At 40.5% G+C, this 18112-nt stretch carries 16 protein-coding genes; 10 read left to right on the top strand and 6 right to left on the bottom strand.

Annotated features, from left to right (window positions below):
• The first annotated feature begins 157 nt into the window (after window positions 1-157).
• The 4 genes from OQX63_RS05890 to OQX63_RS05875 all read left to right on the top strand — a co-directional run bounded on the left by OQX63_RS05890 (window position 158) and on the right by OQX63_RS05875 (window position 2465).
• A complete protein-coding gene (locus OQX63_RS05890) occupies window positions 158-481 on the top strand; it encodes a hypothetical protein (RefSeq protein WP_265849962.1) in 324 nt (107 codons plus the stop codon).
• Complete coding sequence (locus OQX63_RS05885; RefSeq protein ID WP_322974284.1) at window positions 430-1149, top strand: DUF5712 family protein; 720 nt, start codon at window positions 430-432, stop codon at window positions 1147-1149. Before OQX63_RS05890 ends, OQX63_RS05885 begins: the two co-directional genes overlap by 52 nt.
• A 204-nt stretch (window positions 1150-1353) precedes the next feature.
• Window positions 1354-1935, top strand: coding sequence for a Crp/Fnr family transcriptional regulator (locus OQX63_RS05880; protein ID WP_265849961.1), 582 nt, complete (start codon window positions 1354-1356; stop codon window positions 1933-1935).
• Window positions 1936-2054: 119 nt separating this feature from the next.
• Complete coding sequence (locus OQX63_RS05875; RefSeq protein ID WP_265849960.1) at window positions 2055-2465, top strand: ester cyclase; 411 nt, start codon at window positions 2055-2057, stop codon at window positions 2463-2465.
• Between the two features lie 585 nt (window positions 2466-3050).
• On the opposite strand, the gene OQX63_RS05870 is transcribed toward OQX63_RS05875, so the two are convergent.
• Entirely contained in the window at window positions 3051-3722 is a 672-nt protein-coding gene (locus OQX63_RS05870; RefSeq protein ID WP_265849959.1) for a hypothetical protein, read from the bottom strand.
• A gap of 184 nt (window positions 3723-3906) precedes the next feature.
• On the opposite strand from OQX63_RS05870, the gene OQX63_RS05865 reads away from it, so the two are divergent.
• From OQX63_RS05865 to OQX63_RS05850, 4 genes are all read left to right on the top strand, one after another.
• Window positions 3907-6297 carry a hypothetical protein gene (locus tag OQX63_RS05865; protein ID WP_265849958.1) on the top strand — a complete coding sequence of 797 codons (2391 nt, stop codon included), beginning with the start codon at window positions 3907-3909 and terminating at the stop codon, window positions 6295-6297.
• A 23-nt stretch (window positions 6298-6320) separates the two neighbouring features.
• Window positions 6321-6794, top strand: a complete 474-nt coding sequence (locus OQX63_RS05860; RefSeq protein ID WP_265849957.1) for a hypothetical protein — start codon at window positions 6321-6323, stop codon at window positions 6792-6794.
• Between the two features lie 106 nt (window positions 6795-6900).
• The gene (locus tag OQX63_RS05855) at window positions 6901-7890 is read left to right on the top strand and encodes a hypothetical protein (RefSeq protein WP_265849956.1); all 990 of its coding nucleotides are present in this window, start codon (window positions 6901-6903) and stop codon (window positions 7888-7890) included.
• Window positions 7891-7975: 85 nt separating this feature from the next.
• The gene (locus tag OQX63_RS05850) at window positions 7976-12208 is read left to right on the top strand and encodes a hypothetical protein (protein WP_265849955.1); all 4233 of its coding nucleotides are present in this window, start codon (window positions 7976-7978) and stop codon (window positions 12206-12208) included.
• 15 nt (window positions 12209-12223) lie between these two features.
• On the opposite strand, the gene OQX63_RS05845 is transcribed toward OQX63_RS05850, so the two are convergent.
• From OQX63_RS05845 to OQX63_RS05830, 4 genes are all read right to left on the bottom strand, one after another.
• Window positions 12224-12973 carry a hypothetical protein gene (locus tag OQX63_RS05845; RefSeq protein WP_265849954.1) on the bottom strand — a complete coding sequence of 250 codons (750 nt, stop codon included), beginning with the start codon at window positions 12971-12973 and terminating at the stop codon, window positions 12224-12226.
• 71 nt (window positions 12974-13044) lie between these two features.
• Window positions 13045-13767 carry a GNAT family N-acetyltransferase gene (locus OQX63_RS05840; protein WP_265849953.1) on the bottom strand — a complete coding sequence of 241 codons (723 nt, stop codon included), beginning with the start codon at window positions 13765-13767 and terminating at the stop codon, window positions 13045-13047.
• Between the two features lie 73 nt (window positions 13768-13840).
• On the bottom strand, window positions 13841-14059 hold the full coding sequence (locus OQX63_RS05835; RefSeq protein ID WP_265849952.1) for a hypothetical protein: 219 nt from the start codon (window positions 14057-14059) through the stop codon (window positions 13841-13843).
• A 70-nt stretch (window positions 14060-14129) separates the two neighbouring features.
• The gene (locus tag OQX63_RS05830) at window positions 14130-14492 is read right to left on the bottom strand and encodes a JAB domain-containing protein (protein WP_265849951.1); all 363 of its coding nucleotides are present in this window, start codon (window positions 14490-14492) and stop codon (window positions 14130-14132) included.
• Between the two features lie 466 nt (window positions 14493-14958).
• Here OQX63_RS05830 and OQX63_RS05825 point away from each other — a divergent pair, with 466 nt between their 5' ends.
• Window positions 14959-16485, top strand: coding sequence for a hypothetical protein (locus OQX63_RS05825; RefSeq protein ID WP_265849950.1), 1527 nt, complete (start codon window positions 14959-14961; stop codon window positions 16483-16485).
• Window positions 16486-16576: 91 nt separating this feature from the next.
• On the opposite strand, the gene OQX63_RS05820 is transcribed toward OQX63_RS05825, so the two are convergent.
• Window positions 16577-16717, bottom strand: coding sequence for a hypothetical protein (locus OQX63_RS05820; protein ID WP_265849949.1), 141 nt, complete (start codon window positions 16715-16717; stop codon window positions 16577-16579).
• Window positions 16718-16830: 113 nt separating this feature from the next.
• Between OQX63_RS05820 and OQX63_RS05815 the strand changes: the two genes are divergently transcribed.
• Window positions 16831-17784, top strand: a complete 954-nt coding sequence (locus tag OQX63_RS05815) for a phage exclusion protein Lit family protein (RefSeq protein WP_265849948.1) — start codon at window positions 16831-16833, stop codon at window positions 17782-17784.
• Window positions 17785-18112 lie beyond the last annotated feature (328 nt).

The following is an 18112-nucleotide window of genomic DNA, read 5'->3' as shown; positions in this document are numbered from 1 at the left end:
AGCCCACAAAAATCCATATAATCCCGATTCGGGTCGGCCAAAATTCAATCATCAGTATATAGATGACTTTTTGCAACTCATAAGGATTTATTTTTCAGAGGAACATTTCAGCCAGCTTGATGCCCTAATAAAAGCGGAAAAACAACCTGCAAGCCAAATGATCTTTAAAGGAAACAGTAATAAACTGGCCGATGCTTTTAAGCAGCCGTATGAAGCTAACCTGATTGTGGGATGCAATAAAGCAGAACTTGAAAAATGGATCCTAAAACACTTCTCATATAGCAATGGAGTTAAAGTAAACGAATACTCGGAAGGCTGGCTAAGTGCGATTATATCTTCCGATACCAAGGTCTGCAAATCACCAATTTTAGAGGTAAGGATAAAACACAAAGTTCCTTTTCTGGTTCCAACAGCCCCAGCCAAAAGGAACTGGCGCACCTTTACGAAAAATACGGCAAGGAAGGTACAAAGGAAAAACTAAAGGAGTTTGCGATAAAGGTAATGGATGAGTATGCCAAAAACTTCAAAAGACCAGGCATCAGCAGCCATAAAGATTTGCTCTGGTACGGCAAGCATGAAAACTTCCGTTATTACAAACATACAGATAAGGAAGTAAAGGACGGAACACGGCAAAAGGACGACCGCAAAGAAGGAAAACAGGATCATATCCAGATCATCGTCAGTCGTAAGGACATTACGAATAGGATTAAGCTTAGTCCACAAAACACCACTAAGGGGAAGAATAAAGAGCATTCCGCCAAACTTGGCGAGTTTAACCGTACTGCCTTTAAACAATCGGGAGAAAGCCTGTTTGATGCTTTGTTTGATTTTAACAGGGGGCTGAAAGATACCCTTGCCTATGCCAATACGATGCAAAATGGGACGGTAGCACAGAAAACACAGATGAATCTATTGCAAAACATCCCTAACCTAAAGGCTGACCAGACCATCATTAATGATTTGGGGAAAAACGTTGCTGAAGGAGTATTTGAAAGTGTGGGGAAAATGATCGGCACAGCTGGAAAGCTGGATACTGATTTGTTAAGTCTTTTTATGGAGCCTGTTTACATCGCACCCGAAGAAAATCCAGTTAAACCATCCAAACGTAAGAAAAAAAGGCAAAGGGAAAATCACAGGATTACGGGATAAGCAGATGAAGTTATATCTGAACGGCGACAGAGCAGCCCCATATATTTAGTTAATTTTAATCCTTTTAACTTTGCTTAAATGAATTAAAATCCAATTATCATTGCTAATGATTACAGAATTTTAGTTCTATTTTTGCAGTTCTAAATTGCTGATTTATTTCGGAACTCTTTTCTGTAAAAACTAAATAGGCTTAATATCAAAAACTTGACGATACAACCTTTAATTGAATATTTTAAAAAGTACCTTCCTCTAAATTCCGATGAAATAATTTTGCTTTCCGAAAGAGTAACAACAAGGAAAATAAAACGGAGACAGATGATCTTACAGGAAGGCTTTGTTTGCAAACATTATACATTTGTTGAGAAAGGCTGCTTTAAAATGTATGGCATTGATGAAAAAGGAACGGAACATAATCTAAGGTTTGCAGCAGAAAATGATTGGATTGCTGATCTGGGGAGTTTCTATTCGGGAAAACCAAGCAAACTATTCATAGAGGCAATTGAACCTTCTACCATTTTGCAAATTGAGAAGCAAGACTTGCTTTATCTTTTTGTGAATTCACCAAAGTTTGACAGAAACTTTCGGGTGATCGTGGAGGAAAAATTTATTGAACTTCAGACCCGCTTGTTACAAAATTTCAGTTCAAATGCAGAGCAACGATATTTGGATTTTCTTGACCAATATACTGAGTTATCTTCAAGATTACCCAATACTCAGATAGCTTCCTATTTGGGCATCACACCTGAATTTCTGAGCAAAATCAGAAAAGGTATATCATTAAAATAATAGTTACCCTTAAACTACATTAAGACTATTTCTTAAGTTTGTTTATTGGCTGGAAAGACATTTGTAACCCATCTTTGCTTTGTATAACAACACAGTTTTACAAGTCAAAAAAATATAAAATGGGAGCAACAAAAGAATTCTTCAATCAATTTTTACAATTCATTAATACTGCTGATGAAAATTTGGCTCAACAATTAATAAGTCCTGCTGCGAAATTCTATGTGCCTTTTCAGGCTGATCCGTTGCAAGGGCCTAAAGGTTATCTAACGATTATAGGAATGATGCGCAGCGGCTTTCCTGATATTCAATGGAGTATTGAAGATATGATCACCGAGAATGACAAAGTAGCCGTTAGATTTACAATGAAGGGAACCCATAAAGGAACTTTCTTTGGCGTACCCGCAACCGGAAAACCGATCGTAGTTAGCGCAATGAATTTTTATCGTTTGTCTGACAACCAGATCATAGAAGAAATAGGACAACCTGATTTGCTCGGTTTAATGACTCAAATCGGAGCTATACCACAGTAAGACTTTCGTTGCAAAAGTCTAGCGAGATGGCTTTAAATAAAGAGAGACGGTTCTTAACACAATTCCTGCAATCTGGTCAGTTCCAGAAAGAAAACTTTTCGGCCAAAACCCTGCTAATCGTGCGATTGCAGGGTTTTATACATTTTGATAGTCTTTAGTGTGATCCCGCTGGGATTGGCTCAGCCCCGCAAAACCCCGAACCCCGCCCTGAGCCTTTTACAAATCGAACCCAGGCCGGCGCTTCTGTTCGAATCCCAGAGGGGATAAAACAAAAAAACCTCACATTTCTGTGAGGTTTCTTGTGATCCCGCTGGGATGTGAACTTCGTTCAATTTTTAGCGTTTAATGACTATCTGGAAGGTTTTCACAAAGCGACTCACCGAATCACTCACCTTTTTGTCTGTATTTTTTAGTTGCAATTGCTATTTTTTAAATATACGTTTTTTTGAAGAAAAACAAACAATCATTCGAAAGAATTTAACCATGATTTTAGAGAAACTATAAGGACTAAAAGACTTAGAATCTTTTACTCGATTTAGACCTACGTACGGATTCAATTTGATACCTGCTGGGATAATTTACAGTTTATTCGTTTACGTCAAAGAAGGTGATGACATGTTCATCATCAATCAGGCAGATTTCTGATATATCCTCCAAACTTCCTATCTCAATATCCAAAGGCAGGTCAGTCGGGTTGGTGATAAATATCCTGAACTCCTTTTGGAACTCGAAAGTGATGTCTTTTTCAAAGACCGTCTTGGTGCCGGTAAATTTGGAAAAATCTTTGTATCCCACGAAGCCATGCCTAGCGGTCAAGTTTAATTCTGAAAGGCGCTTGCCAGCTCTTTGTATAAACTCTTCAAAGTCTTTGATCACTAGGTAGTGATTCCCCAGTTTCCGACAATCTTCCGGTATGGTAAATTCCCGTTGAAGTTCTTCTTTGTCTAGCCTGAAGGAGTAGGTGCAAAATAGGTTGCCAGGAGAAATTTCATAACTCTTTTGAAAGACTCCAGTATCAGCAGTCCCCAATCGTTTGTATTCACTGTCAGGTGCGTCGACATCTTTAATACGAATTTCCGCCCCGTCGATATTGTGCATGTAATTTACTTTTTCCAATGGATCGCCCCTATGGCACTCGTCTTTGAGATCAGCAAAGTAGTTCAACGGTTTACAATGCAGATGACCTCTGTGTCTCAAGGCTTCAAGATGCTCGAGTTTCCCAAACTTGAGTAGCGCAAAATATTTGTGTTCAGACATAATTAATTATTATGTTCAAATATCCGGAAATTAACGATTGGTTTTTATCTGAAATTCCGGCCGCCATGGAAGGTTTCTTTTGGAACCTCACCGCGTATCTGCGTTCTTTTATTCTGTGCGTGATCCGGAATGCTTTTCTTATCCCAACAAGATGTGTACTTTGGTATTCTTAAAATTAACCTCTATGCCAACTAGCCGAAACCGTAAAAAGAAAAAACCAGTGAAAAAGGTAAAGCTACCTTCTTCAGAAAAACTCAATGAGATGATGAGGTCAAAGGGTCTCGCTCCCGATCCCATTAAAATGAAATATTTTGAAGCTCAGTTTAATGATCAACGAGAAAGTACTTATGAGGAAAGATTAGAAATTCTCCGAAGTATCGGAAAAGAAGCTGCCGAAAATTTTCCAGAAAAATACAGAACGATACAGGACTGGTTTATCCGATATGATCAGCCACAGCTTTTATCATTTGCCTTTTATTATTTTATGACAAGCCCGGCGGGATATGATGAAGAGGCGGTAACGGGATCAATTGCATTCCCACCATATTACCAGGAACTTTTACAAGCGTTTGCGCTTACACTTCCCAGGACCTACAATCCGCAACCCTTTTCAAGCGAGGTCCAAAAATTCCGGGATGATTTCAAGGAAATTAGCAAACTGAACAGATCGAAATATTTTAATTTCCCTGAATCTGTTATAACCGCTGATGATCTTCCTTTCCACCTTTTGCGTACGGAAATGATGATGCACACAACTGCTGTGCGCAACTGGTCTTATGAGCACAAAATGAAGGAGGTAACACTCGATCTGGCCGCTAGCATTAGTTCCGCATTTAAAACCCAGCACGGATTTGATCCTGTTGTTTTTCTGAATGTCATTTATAAAATGTTTGAGGAAATACAAGAGAGGGTGAATGTTCATCGGTTAAAAACCGTTGAGATCATGCGCCACAAACAATATAATAAGGTCATGGATGCATATGAAGAGCAGTTTCCTGTAGAAAAAACTCCTCCCACCGCCAGAACATACATATGGGAAAAGTTCGGAAAAAACCTTAGAAATCTTCAAGCAATGTTCCTGATGCATTCCGACCTATACCTGGAAAAACTTTTTACATTCGAGTATTCTACTCTAGCGGAATACGCTGAAGGAAATATCAGCAAAGAAAAGCTAAAGGAAGCTTTTAGTTATATTAGCATGGAGTTTGGGGATTTAGCGGGCCATGATTCGGAGCATTTTTTACTTGGCAATCCTGTTCATGAGAAACCTTTCATTAAAACTTCTGATGACACCGTTTTCAGTTCGCTGTGGTCCGTCATAACCCATTTTAGTCTCGGCATTTTAGAAACCTTTTGTACCCAGGACGATTTATTACGCAAAAAATATAACGATGCCAGAGCGGGATACCTTGAAGACCAGGTTGAAAAGCTCTTTAAAACAGCCTTCCCAATGGCCAAAGTTTATGCAGGCAGTAAATGGCCGGGAAGGGATGGAAAGGAATATGAAAATGATTTATTGGTCATCATTGATAAATTCGCGCTGGTGATTGAAGCCAAGGCAGGTTTAATGAGCCCCCCGGCTAAAAGAGGGGCGCCAGAACGCCTTTTCAAGACATTGCAGGGCCTCATCGAGGAACCTTCCGATCAGGCTTTGCGCTTTATTGATTATCTGAAAGACAACCCAACACAACTATCATTAAAAGTTAAAAAGGGTCCAAACAATAAGTTCGACGCTTCATTACTTAAATATTTCATTCCATTAGGTGTCACCTTATCCCATCTTGGTATGATGGGCAGTAACCTTAAACAACTTATAAAAGCTGGAGTAACAGATAGGAAAATAGAAGAGCTGGCTACTTCGATTAGCCTGACCGACCTACAGGTTGTCTTTGATATTTTGCCACTTGCAGCAGAAAAAATTCATTACTTACAAAGACGTCGTGAACTTGAAGCAAATGTTGAGTACATGGGAGATGAACTTGACCTGTTGGCCTGGTACCTCGATGATGGATTCAATCTGGGCGACGATGAACACAGGTTCGGCCTTTTTAAAATGGATTTGAAGTCTAAAGAACTTGACAATTATATCATCGGCTCAGCAAATAAAGAGAAGGTTGTTAAACCAGAATTACAAAAAACTAAATGGTGGAAGGATATTCTCCTTAGAATTGAAGAAAAGCAGCCTCCAACATGGTTGGAAGCCTCTTATATGTTGTTAAATATACCGATTGATGGTCAACAGGAATTTGAAAAGCTTGTGGATGATATGGAAGAAAAAATGCACCGGGGTACAGCGGAGTTCCCACATAATTGGATCTTGCTGGAAACCGCAGAAAAACAGCGGAAGTTCGTGATTGCAGGTTATGGTTATCATGACCACCTTAAAGATGCAAGAAACGACGTCATGGGGGATATTCTTTACGATAAGACAATGGAAGGAGCAAAAGGTAAACTCGTTATCGGAATGAACATTGATAAAACCCATTATCCATACAGCGTGCTTGGCTCCTGGTTATCCTCTGAATTATTTGACAATAAATATTTAAAAATGGTGGGGCAATGTTTCACAACCTGACGGGTCTGAAAACAAAAATTAATATGGAAATTCTTTTTATCGGGGATCAACCCAAAAACATCTCTCAGGACTATTTAGACCAACTGGCTTCGCTGGTTGCAGCGGGCGGCCAGGTTGAATACCGTGATGCAAAAAGGGGAATAGCAAATGCGTTCGTTCTGGCAATGCTGGTCGTTGAAGAAAAAGTAATAGCAGGTTGCTGCTTGAAAAACCCAATCACCAATTACCGGAACAGGGTGTTTAAAAATTCGCAGGCCAAACAAAATCCGGATAGTTATCCATATGAACTTGGCTATATTGTAACGCATCATGATTATGAAGGGAAAGGACATTGCAATAATTTGATGACCCAGTTTTTCCCTGCAATTGCTTCATACCAAATTTATGCAACAACACGTAAACCAGCCATGGCCCACATTCTGGCTAAATATGGGTTTTATAAAACTGGCAAGATATATAAGGATGACCTTGAAATGTTATTATATGACGGGAAATAACCCAATATATAGCTCAATCTTTCCAGTGATCAAATTCCAGCTATTGTGTAATTTAGAAAATGAACTTAGGGGCAGCAACCAGTCCCGTTAAATAATTCTTTAACCTATGATGAGTTACGGGGAAATATGCAAAGAGCTTATTGCGAAAAATGCAGTCAGTTATGGTGACATCTACGATTTTAGTGAAACACCGCTGGAAAAATTATTTGAAGAATTTTTTACATTCTGCCAAACGAATCTCTCAGAGCGGTGCAAGGAGTATGACATTCAGCCTTCCAGGTTTATTTATACGAATAGTTATAATATTGAGGCCCGGGCGCGTTTTGTAAAGGGGTTTAATATCATTGAAGTCACAAGCGGCGCAATGATAGAAACCTATAAGCTCTTATCTTTCCGAAACACTTTATTTAACGAAAACAAAGAGGTCATTAAGAATTATGGTAGTTTACAGGAACTCATTAAAATACCTCTAGGTCACATTATGTTCCAGGCAGCTGTTCAGTTTACTTATTATCACGAACTTGCTCACCTGGCACAGAAACCGTTCAACGAATTCAAATCATTTGATGAGAGCAAACACAAAGGCCAGGGTGATAAATATTCTGTTCAGAAACATTGTCTTGAATTCGATGCTGACATTCATGCTGCCAACCTTCTACCTGCCCATATTTTAGATTTCTGGAATAAACAACCTAAAGAAGCCCAAACTTCTGAGAATTTGAGCAAGCTACTTTCTGTGGCTGTTTCGGGAATCTTGAACTATTTTATGATTATGGGTCAATGTGGAGACAACATCTATTATGATGAGAAATCGCACCCTCATCCTGTAATCAGGGCAGTCAATATAACTGATAAAATAATTCGAGTTGCAGAGATCAATGTAGACTTCAAGCTGGATTCGGGCGCAATTTTACAGGAGGCGTTTAATCTGACCGAAAAGTTTTGTGAACATCATAAGCTCCTAAATTTCGCAGTACAATTTAATGAAATATTCAGGGCACATTCCAATGATATCGGCAAGTATATCGAGGTGCTAGATAAAGAAGCGGACCAGTTTCCAAATTTACTTAGGAATAAGTTCCCGGATATCGAGTAGATTTTCTGGCTCTCTATTACTACAGATCAAGAGGTGAGCCGAATTCATTGGCAGATTATTTAACTTTACAAAAAGCGCTTTTAAAATGACCATAAACAAGGTTGACCTAAACAAATTGCAGGCCTACTCCGGAAAAACTACTCATTCCTTTGAGCAGCTGATCTATAGTCTGATGAAAAAGGAGTATGGTGAAATGGGTAAATTTACAGCAATTGCTGGTGAAGGTGGTGATTCGGGGGTAGAGTTCTACCTGGATCTGCCAAATGGTGAACGATGGGGCTGGCAATGCAAATGGTACGATGACAATGGTCGATTGGGTCAGAGCAGCAGATATGCATCGATTGAAAGTTCACTGGAAACAGCCTGTGCAAATCATGCGAACCTCACGAAATGGTTTTTATGTCTAAGAACAAACCTAACCATTAGCACGGTCACAAAAACCGGCAAACCTAAAAAAGGGGAAAGAGAGTGGTTTGAGAAAATATTACCGTCAAAAATACCTCATGGTAAATCGGTACAATTAGATTTTATTGGTGAGGATGACATCATTACCCTGATTGGCAATGTTAAAAATGCAGGCGTAAGAAGCTTCTTTTTTGGCGAACTGGAATTTAACCAACAATGGTTTACCAGTAAATTCAATGACAGTTTCGAACAGGTAAAAGATAAATATGAACCTGGGCTTCATACAATGGATGATTTCGTTCATTCCATTATTGACTTTAAGCTAGTAAACCAGAGCTATACATCACTCCTGGATGCGTATACTAAGAAACTAAACCTGATCGAAAGTGACATCTGCGCAGAGCTAAAACTTTTCCTTGCAGTCTCAGCTCATGACTCAGACGAGAAGGAGCAAAAAGCCGCGGGCATGAACTTGTTCGCAGAATTTGATAAACACAAATACAGCGCTTATGAAATCTTAAAGGATATAAAGAAATATATTATTGAGTATGACATACAGGCACTGACGAACCTGGAGTTTGATTGCTCCGATAGCATTTTTAATGAATACTTAAGCAGGGTGAGCGAATACGCTTATTCATCAGGCGAATCACTACAAGGCCCTGCCAAGAAAACCTATTTTGCTGTTAAAAATTTCTTTGAAGAATTGGGCCGGTTCACCAGGAATTATATTCATTCCCTTGACAATGAAATTCATTTCATTGCAAAACCCGCAGAGGGCAAAACCCATACGAGTTGCGATATTGCATATAAAAGGATTCAGGCGGGTTTGCCTGCTATATTTTTAACTGGTGACAAATTTAACCATGAAACAAATCTTGAGCAGACCATCTTAAAACTGCTTGACACTCCGGCGAACTATTCATTTGAGGATCTGCTGACCGCTCTTGACATCTATGGCTCTTTGGCAAAGGTTAGGATACCCGTGATAATTGACGGCCTAAATGAAACAGTTCACAATAAATTGTTCTCCACGATCTGGAAAACCCACCTTCCCACGCTTAGCAGTAAGATCAAGCGTTTCCAAAACCTGGTCCTAATTACAACCTGCCGGAAATCATACAAAGATGAGGTTTGGCCAAATTCCAACGCCCGGTCATTTCACCACCTATACGGATTCGAAGGATATGGGGTTACCAAGGAAGCCATTGAAAAATACTTTAAAAAATACCACATCACTGCTGATCTGAGCTTTTCAAACTTAGATAGCTTTAAGAAACCAATTTTTCTACGGTTATATTGTGAAATAAAAAACCCTAACTGGCAATCGGGAATTGAGGTTGAAGTGATCATCGATGACGATTCTTCAAACAGTTTATTTGAAACGTACTTTACCCAGATCAATACGGCGGTCACGCTAAAATCCCATCTGTTACGCAAAAACGAACAATTCATCCAAACCAACCTCTCAAAGATCGCCCGATATTTATGGGAGAACAGCGCGAGGGAAATAGCAATCGAAGATTATTTTGAACTGATAGATGGCTCAGGCCATTATAACGAAGAAACCTCAAGGGCTGATATTCTTATCAGGGAAGGTTTGATCATTACCCGTGATCTACGCAGCGAAAAGGAATTCATCAGCATTACCTACGAATTAATGTCTGGCTATCTGATCGCTAAATACCTGATTGATAATATCAGTGAGGAAGATTTGCTTCCGCATACGGATTTTCATAAAAAGATAAGCAGCGAAACCGAACGGCATCCGTTGTATGAAAACATTATTGAGGAGCTTGCATTGCTCTTTCCTAAACATAAACAAAAAATGCTGCATGATCTCTATCCCTTAACGGAAGACAGGGAGATTCATTCTGCATCAGTAAATGCACTCTGGAAATTACAACCAGAATACATCAGGGAAGAGGACATTGCTCTTGTACGCGGATATTTCAGGGAAAAGCCAAAAAGCAGGCCGCATATTATTAGTATGTGCACGGACACAATTACCAGCACCTCACATCCACTGAATGTGCGTTTCTTAAGCGCTGAGCTTTTAAATTTGGCGGTTTGGGAACGCGATCTTTCCTGGACAGCGCATGTACGAAAATCGGCAAGTAGTCTGATGCAGTATATCGGACAGTTTGAACAGCAGTGTAAAAGCACAGTTTTAGAATCTGAGCTCGGTGCCGCCAAACTGCATCTGGCGGCGCAGTATATACAATGGTTTCTAGTTTCAACAAACAGGCAACTAAGGGACTTTTCAACCAGGGCGCTTTATTATTATGGAAGGAAATATTATCAACAGTACACCGAAATAACCCTTAGTTCGTTAGCATGTAATGACCCCTATCTCTGGGAACGGACACTTGCTGCCTTGTATGGAATGTGCATGGCGACACACCACAACAAAGATTTCCAGCAGAACTGTCTTCCTAAAATCGGCAATTCTATTTATGAACTTATGTTCGTTGAACATGCACCTCACTATACCACTCACGTTCTTGCCCGGGATTATGCAAGCCGATGTATTAGAATTGCACTAATCCATGAACCGAATCTATTAACAGATTTGCAATACAGCAGGATTAAATCTCCTTACCCTTCTGATGGAACTGAGCCTCCAATGGTTGAAGATTCTGAAGATACCACTTACAGAGCGCCATTAGGGATGGATTTCAGTAATTATACAATTGGTTATATTGTAAAAGGCGGTCACTCTTACAGCAACCCTCCCGAAAAACAAAAAGTCAGGAGGCAAATCCTTCACCGTGTGGACCAATTTGGATGGACCGAAGATCGTTTCAAATCAGTGGAGGATAGTTTTGCAAACGATCCTTATAACAGGCACGACCGTCCGGCAGTAGAGCGTTATGGTAAAAAATATTCAAGAACTGCATTTTTCGAAATCGCAGGTTACCGTGAGGATATGGGCTTGCTGCAAGATGACTTCCCACGATTCAGGATTTCAAGTACAGACCTTGATCCCAGCTTCCCCGAACCACCAAAAACAGAAAAATTAGTAACTGTTGACCTGCTTGGCGACAGGTCCTTACCGCTTGTCGACTGGTTAAAAACGGATGATTTTCCAAACATTGAACAGTATCTTGAACCGAAGTTGGCTGGTAGCCATCAATTTGTATGTATGGATGGGTATATTATGCAAAATGAAGAAACGTCTAGCCGGGAACGCTTTGCATTTATCCGAGGCTTGCTGGTCAAGAAGGACGAATACAGCGAGCTATTGGCCAGGATATCAGATCAATCTCTGGGCGGGCGGTGGCTTCCCGAAAAACATGAGAATACCGATGCCTTTGCCGGAGAAATTTACGTTTTCGAAGAAGCAACCTATAGCAATATGACCCAGCTAGAATTTGTCTTATCAACCACAGAAAAAACGGTAAAGCGTGGTGAGGAAGGCTACGAATGCGATAGCACCTATAAAATCCTAAAAAACGGGTCATTTTCTGTGAAGAAATCATACCCTAAAACCAAGACAATAACTGTTCGCGAAATAAAAGAGTTCGAAGTTTTGATGCCGGTGATGAATTATCATGGTCCCTCGGATAATAAGGAGATAAATAAGGCGGGCTCAACAACCGTGTTAGCCAAAGAAATTGCGATGAACCTAGGGCTTGTTGAAAAGGCGCAGACCTTTAATCTATTTGATGTAGCCTGGGAACCAGCAAGCATAAACATTGATTACTATGAAGATCACAACAATACCCACAATATGGTCTACCTGCGAAAAGATCTTCTAAACACATACCTTGAAAACAAGGGGCTTAAATTCTTTTGGGCGATTTGGGGGGAGCGAGAACCCTCATCTGGTTACAGGCGGGCAACCGATCTCGAAGATGGAGACAAAATAGAGGCGTACTTTGAATTTCAAAAAATAATAGAATACAAATAGAATCCGCAGCAGAACTTAGATGACAAACATTTTTGCGAATTCCACTGGATTCATTTGTTGCAGACCAGTATAAGTCCTGTAACAATGGCAGTTTGCGGGAGTGCCATGTGACCTTTGTTCCAATCGGTAATGCCGCCTCCCATACTTCTCTAACGCGGTTTCAAGCGCCAATTTCAGGACATCCCTGCCTTCTTTTTCTCCACCACGAAATGGTACGCGCATTTTTGGGTCATCATACCAGATTTCATCCAGGTATTTATCGAAGTCGATCTTCGCTCCAGGGCTCCGGAAAGTAAACATGATCTGTGCATCTTCTCTTTTTTTACCAAAAGAATAATCCTTTTTTACATCTTCCATGGAACCATAAAACTTACGCTCATCAGGATATGGCTTGCCATCTGGCCAATAAATTGGGTTTGAGCGGGTAATGTAGACCTGGTCAAGGTCTTCAGAAAGTAAAAGGTCCAGCTTCATTTTAAACAATACAGGTCCGTAGAGGTTTCTACCTCTAAATATGAGGTGGTGGTCTGTACCATCCACAAAAGTAGAATCCCATACGTCATGAAATTTATCCTTGTCATCCGAAGGCTGAGGAGTTTGGTGTAAGTCAGGATGATCTTCTACAAATTTTCTTGACGCCAGAAAACCGGCCTTTATTAGGTTGACAGAAGTCAGTAGCGTATTGGCATGGTGTAAATGGGTAACACCATTTTCTGTTAAGAATTCATAGAGTTCTTTTGAAGAGAGTGCGTAATCTTCAATCATATTATATTTTTTAATAAATCAATTTTTTCAGTGCAAATATACTTATCCGCTTTGAGCCGGAAAAATGCCCGTTAATCAGGCAAAGTGCCAACAATCATAAAACGCCCAAAATAAATTGGCGCAGGAAATCTTTTCACTTTGCCGTCGTATCTAAGAACTCCGTCTCTTTTCCAGCACATGTACCAGTCGTAATGCGCCGGATAGACGATTGGCTTTTGCAAATTTCTGGAACCATCAATAAACGAGAGACTCCAGGCGGCATTTGGTGCTGCATTGGATATCTGATGATCACCCATGTGCCACAATTCCAGTGTCTCATTGTCTGCTATACCGCCTGTTGCTGATACAGGAATAATTATTTTATATAGTTCCTTTTCATCTGGTTGCTCGTCCTCTGTATCTTCAGGAAACTCATTAAAACCAAGGTGTTTCCATGCGGCTTCGGATTCCTCTGAAATAGAATGCAGATCGATCACCAAAATACCACTCTTTTGAAAATTGCAGATCAAAGCATCCAGCAGGAGCCTGATTAACCCACGCCTGCGGAAATCCGGGTGCGTTTCAGCAATAGAGATTTTGGCTGTATTATCTGTGTAACACTTCCAGGCAATAAAGGAGACTACTTTTCCTTGTTTCTTTAGGATGATCAAATTCTTGTCCTTGAAACTTTGGGCGAGAACATCACGATCAGTATAAAATCCTTTTTTAGTTTTCCGGTATTCAGCCTCTAACCATTCTTCGATTTCATTAATATCATTCTGGCTTGGATCAAGAAGCGTTTGTAAATCATTCATAATGTACTGCTAAAAAAAGCAGGACTCAAAAAGGCCTGCAAAAAAATTTAAGTTAAGAAGAAAAAGGATCAGCTTATCTGGTGAATAATCCCCTGATCAAAAAATACACGGTAATGATCGCAGCGCATATCATCACATTTTTCCAGGACAAAATTTCGTCCTGAGCCGGGCTGGACGGACGAAACTGAACTACCCGGACGGGGCTATTCAGTTTGCCGCCTGTATGTCCGCGGAGTTTACCATTCAGCACAGCGCATTCTGCTAAAACCTGGTTGTAAGATTTGTTAAACATATCTACTATTTTGATAATCACAAGATAGCGATTAAATTGATATAAAAAGGGACTAGAGCAGTCCCTGATCTCAGAAGGAGTAATATCCGTTTCTGGAAACGATCAGGTGATCAAATATTTCGATATCAAGTAGTTTTCCTGCTGAAGCAATTCTGCGGGTAATGGACAGGTCAGTGTCGCTGGGTCTCATATTTGAACTTGTATGGTTATGCGCCAATATTAATCCTGATGCTGCGCATTTTATTGCTACGGAGAAAATCACTTTTGGATCAACAACAGTTGCTGCAAATCCTCCGCTGGAAATTTCTGTAATGCCGATCACATGATTTGCCCGGTTGAGTAGCAGGATGAAGAACTGTTCTGTCATTTCAATCCGGTTGAGATCCCAGTTATTGAACAGTATTTCATAGGCATATTTAGAGCTTCTGATCATTGGCCTTTCACAGGCTTTAAATTTAGCATGTAGGAAACTTTGATCTCGGATACCATGAACAGGGAATTTTGAATTTGCGCTTTCATCATCTTAATTTTTAAATTGAAAATTTGATTAATTATGCGCCCAACTAGCCTGCTGCTGAGCAAACAGGGAATGCAGCGGAATAAAAGGCAAAGCGGGTAAAGGCCACAGGAGGGTTTATGCCGAACAATTCTTGCGCCCCGAAGGCGGCTGGCTAACTTAGTGCTGAATTAATAGAATAGATAGTCCTCCCCGACAAAGCATTAGAGTGGCAAAAGCCGTCATTAAAGGATTTTACGTATCTTTGCGTTTGAGAGCGTTAATTTAGAATGGGGCTGAGATCGCTAGATTTTTCAGCCCCTTCTTATGTTTAATAAAGACTAATTTCCTTTTAGCTATCTTTGGCTAACCTTGCTTTTACTTACTTGTTAACGCCACCAACTTGAAAAGAATTGAGACTGTCTACCTTCACATTATCCTCAAAGGGTCCCCTCTGGCAATGCCGGGCTATAGTGAAAATTATAAAATAGATCACGATGGCAAGCGGGTCACCATCATAGACTGCGAGGTAGTCGGCCACCTTGTTTTTGATGAAGATTTCGCCTATCCGTATAGCATCCATTTTCAAAACTGTTCATTCGCAGGCAATTTTGTGATACACAAAGGCACTTTTAAGGACGTTACCTTTTCAGGAATCCGCCATGGTCTTTACCTATTTGCTGTAAATGGCGGCACATTTGAGAGCTTTAATTTCTCAGGATCCAGCATTTTACAATCTGATATAAAAATCCAGGGGGGTGAATTCAGGGACCTTGGGTTTCAGAGCGGCTCTAGTTTTAAAAATTCTATTTTTATAGGGGCCTGCAAAATCAAAACGCTGGCGCTTATGGATGCCATTTTTGATCACCCTGTTGGTATCATGCAGGTTACAGAGGTTAGCTTTGTATTGCTGCGCAATGTACAAATGACTGAACTGGAATTTTATGATGGGGACTACGGGAGCTTCGACATTGATACCAAATCAACTATAAACAAACTGAAAATTTCTGGCGGGTCGTTCGGCAGCCTAAGAATTAGATCAGAAAACATCGCTGAGCTATCCATAGAAAAGCATGCAAAAAATGTGGATCTATCGTTAGGAAAAATAACCTTTGGGCAGATGGGAAAGGTCAATGGCGTTGTGAGCGGTTGCAAAATCGGAAAGTTAGAGTTTAGCCCTTCTTATATTCATAAGGATACAATACTGCGGGTGCTGAATGTTTCCATTGAATCTTTGTCTTTCAACGGGCTTGTAAATTATGGACAGCTTGGATTTTCCAACCTGGAGCTGGAAAAAGAACTTTCTATAAGCAGAAGTGATTTGGGTAAGACCTCATTTATCAACTCAAACCTCTCGGATATCAAAATGAGCTTTGAGGATTCCAGGATCACTGACACATTTTTTAGCAAGGGTACTTTTCCGCAGCGCATCGCCGAAGATGAACACCAGCAGCGCCAAGCGTATGCACAGCTCAAAAAGATCAACGAGGGTAAAGGCGACTACCTGGAGGCGAATCATTTTTACGCCAAAGAAATGAACGCCTTCTACAGAACAATCACCTGGAGAAAGAACTTCTGGGAAAAGCTGAACCTATGCTTCAACAAGTATTCAAATGACCATGGCCAAAGCTGGCAACTTGCCTTAGCGGTGGTCGCAATTGGAAGCAGTTTATTTTTCGCTGTTTACCTTCTGGGTTTGAATATCAGAATTGGCTCTATCTCGGAGCCGGAGGATAGAGATTATTTCCTAAAATGCCTGAGTTACCTGCCTGAATTCCTGAACCCTGTCCATAGAACTGATGAAATTGCAAAAGGTATTGGCCAACAAGCATCTCCATGGGCCCGTCTGGTTGAGGGGTTTAGCCGGATATTTATCGCATTCGCGATCTACCAACTTATCCAGGCTTTTAGAAAGCACGGCAAAAAGTAAGGTTTATCAGGCACTTGCTGCTTTAGTCCAGAATTCATCTTCCTGCTCAGTTCTTTCAGAAAACAGCCATATCTCTCTGATGAGTTCTGCTTCAATTCGTATCAGATGAATCCCCCCTCATCAGCATGGATAATTTGCCTTTATTCGCTTTGTAGTTGATCAAAACGGTGACCATGTCGTCTCTTTCTGTAATGTCGTCAACATTTACAATAGCAAAGGTTCCATTGCTCATTTTATAAGGTTTTCCAGAAGGGTAAAAAGATCAGGTAGCTTAATCTACCTTTCCCATTAAAACCCCAAGCCCCCCCCTTCATAATCGATGAAATATTAGAGGTATCTTTACATATGAGCAATAAAAACCCAATTGAGACCCTTTACGATAGATTAACAACCACATTTGAAAACGTAAACGAGCAAAGTAAAAAACGGCTGGAGCAGTATGATGCCAGTCAGCTAAGCCGCCGGATCAGAATCGATACGGGATCTTTTTCGGGTCCCTCGTCGGACCACAACAGCAAAGAGATTGTTTTAAATCAGCGCTTTTTAACCCTTATCTGGTGTATCACCTATATTATTTACGAGGTCACTGCAAACAAGACCAAAACAGCAAAGCAGGTAACGGCCAATTATATGGAAATAGACGGGCAGGATCCGGAAGTCAAGCAAATGGACTGGCTATTCGACTGGGCATTTAAGCTAAAGACCGGTGGCGATGAACAATGGCCAGATGGTCTGCCAAATCCGGCGACGACTACTGAAACGGTCAGGATCGTAAACGTGATCTTTATTGATGCAATCACCTATATCATGTACCACGAAGTTGCTCACCTGGTCAATAATCACTGGAATAGCTTTAAAGAAATAGCCCAAAAAAAATTCCTTGGTTTTGATCTTACTGAAGACGAAATTATCCTCTCCAAACAATTGGAACAGGAAGCAGATACTTTTGCCTATGAAAGTTTGATTAGCCAGGATGACAGCGATGAGGTCAGGTACCATAAATTATTCGGAATGATCATGGCTGGATTGTCTACACTTTTTGCTCATCCTAAGGGAAGTAAACTTAATGATGAGATCCATCCGGGGAGCCACATCCGAATCTTTAATACCCGGCTAAGAGAGAATTTTGATGAGGGCAATCAGTTTCGGCTGAACCGTGCGATGAATACCGGGTTGAGCATGTTTTGCAAATTGCACGAGATCAAGATCGAACAGAAAAAATTCGCGGAATTTACCGAACTGCTCGACTATTTATTTGAGCTGATCCAGGCCCATGCTGATGAGAAATTAAAATGCTAACAGCAGGTCAAATGCTGCAAATGCCAGCACCAGCAAAAATCCGATTATTATTATAATCTTTGAATATAAACGCCCCAAAAATGTCACCAAAAGTTGTTGTTGTTAACGAATTACTAGATAGATTACCTATTGGCGAAGTGCTGGAATGGAAAGCATTTGAGCAGTTCTGTACAGATGTGCTTGCTTCACGAATGAATATTGTAAACGCAAGAGAATATCTGCAACAAGGAAATGACCAGGATGGCATAGATATCTACGCAACTGCATCCGGAACGAATGCGCTTACTGTTGCGCAGTGTAAATTGAAGGCCTATATCAGTCCTCAAGA

Source organism: Pedobacter sp. PF22-3 (genome assembly GCF_026239555.1).
Classification (GTDB): domain Bacteria; phylum Bacteroidota; class Bacteroidia; order Sphingobacteriales; family Sphingobacteriaceae; genus Pedobacter.
The sequence above is the reverse complement of the archived record's forward strand: the minus strand, read 5'-3'. Positions and strand labels throughout refer to the sequence as shown.